This is a genomic window from Streptomyces sp. BK340 (assembly GCF_007827595.1).
Classification (GTDB): Bacteria; Actinomycetota; Actinomycetes; order Streptomycetales; family Streptomycetaceae; genus Streptomyces.
The window spans coordinates 1-1455 of the sequence record NZ_VISR01000074.1 but is presented as its reverse complement, the minus strand read 5'-3'; the positions used below and the strand labels follow the sequence as shown (position 1 = coordinate 1455).

Below are 1455 nucleotides of genomic sequence, written 5' to 3'. Positions count from 1 at the left end.
CTGACATTGATGCTGATACTCAGGTTCCGGCGGTCGTGGCTCGGGGTCTGACTGACGCCCTGCTGGGCTGTCTTCGCGCTGTACTGTCCGGCCGCCGGGATCTGTTCTCATGGCTCCGGCCGGGCGGAACATGACCTGATAGGAGCTTGGCCAGAAGCCCCTTCAATGTCCTGTCTGCGCCACCCGGCCGGTGCCCACCTCCGGTTGGGAAGGCACCATCAGCATGACAGCAGAGGTTGTGGAGGACACCGCGGACCAGGACGTGTTCGGCGGGGTCGACTCCCATGCCGACACCCTCCACGTCGCGGTGATCAGCGACAACGGCGGCCATCTCGCGGATGCCGAGTTCAGCACCACCGCCGCCGGATACGCCGCGGCTCTGGCCTTCCTGAACGCCCACGGCCAGGTGAGGGCGATCGGTGTGGAGGGCACCTCCTCCTACGGAGCCGGCTTCACCCGCGCCGCCCGCTCACACGGCCACCCGGTCATCGAGGTCAACCGGCCCGACCGAGCCGAACGCCGCCGCATAGGCAAGTCCGACCCCATCGACGCCTACGCCGCCGCCCGCGCCGCCCTGTCCGGTCGGGCCTCCAGCGCGCCCAAGGACGACACCGTCGCCGGCATACGCGCCCTGCACAACGCCGCCCGCTCCGCCGTCAAGGCCCGCACCGCCGCCCTAAACCAGATCACCCACCTTCTGTTCACCGCACCCGAAGCCATCCGCGCCAAATACGGGCAGCTCAAAGGGACAGACCGCACTGACGCCCTGGCCCGGCTGCGGCCGACCGGAGACGTGGTGCACACAGCGGTCCTCACGGCCCTGAAGAGCCTCGCGCGACGCGTCAAGGAGCTGACCGCCGAACACGAGGCCCTGACCCAGGCCCTGGACAGCGAGGCCAGCGCGTACAACCCCGGCCTGCGAGCCGCCTACGGCGTCGGCCCCGACACCGCAGCACAGCTGTTGGTTACCGCCGGAGGCAATCCCGAACGCATGCGGACCGAGGCATCCTTCGCCGCTCTGTGCGGCGTCGCCCCGGTCCCCGCTTCCAGCGGCAGAACGAACCGGCACCGCCTCTCCCGCGGCGGAGACCGGGCTGCCAACGCGGCCCTTTACCGCATCGCCCTCGTCCGCCTGTCCAGCGACTCCAGAACCCGCGAATACGCGGCACGGCAGACCGCCGCCGGACGGACGAAGAAGGAGATCATCCGGCTCCTCAAACGAGCCATCGCCCGGGAGATGTTCCGCTGCCTCACCACCACCGTCACCGTCCCCGGCATCGCCGACCTGCGGCCCCAACGGCAAGCCAAGAACATCACCCTCACCGCCGTCGCCCAGCACTTCGGCGTCTGGCCCACCACCATCTCCAGACTCGAACGAGGCCTCAGCCGAGACGACGACCTCGCCCGTGCCTACCGTGACTGGATCCAGACCGCTTGACGGCAATAGGAGCTTCA

Annotated in this window: 1 protein-coding gene; it reads left to right on the top strand. The window is 69.1% G+C overall.

Annotated elements, in window-relative coordinates; genetic code table 11:
• Window positions 1-223 precede the first annotated feature (223 nt).
• Window positions 224-1438, top strand: a complete 1215-nt coding sequence (locus FB157_RS46960) for an IS110 family transposase (RefSeq protein ID WP_145887976.1) — start codon at window positions 224-226, stop codon at window positions 1436-1438.
• Window positions 1439-1455 lie beyond the last annotated feature (17 nt).

Bases quoted from the DNA above. Each gene is read 5' to 3' on its own strand.
- FB157_RS46960 (WP_145887976.1), top strand. From the start codon at position 224: ATGACAGCAGAGGTTGTGGAGGACACCGCGGACCAGGACGTGTTCGGC.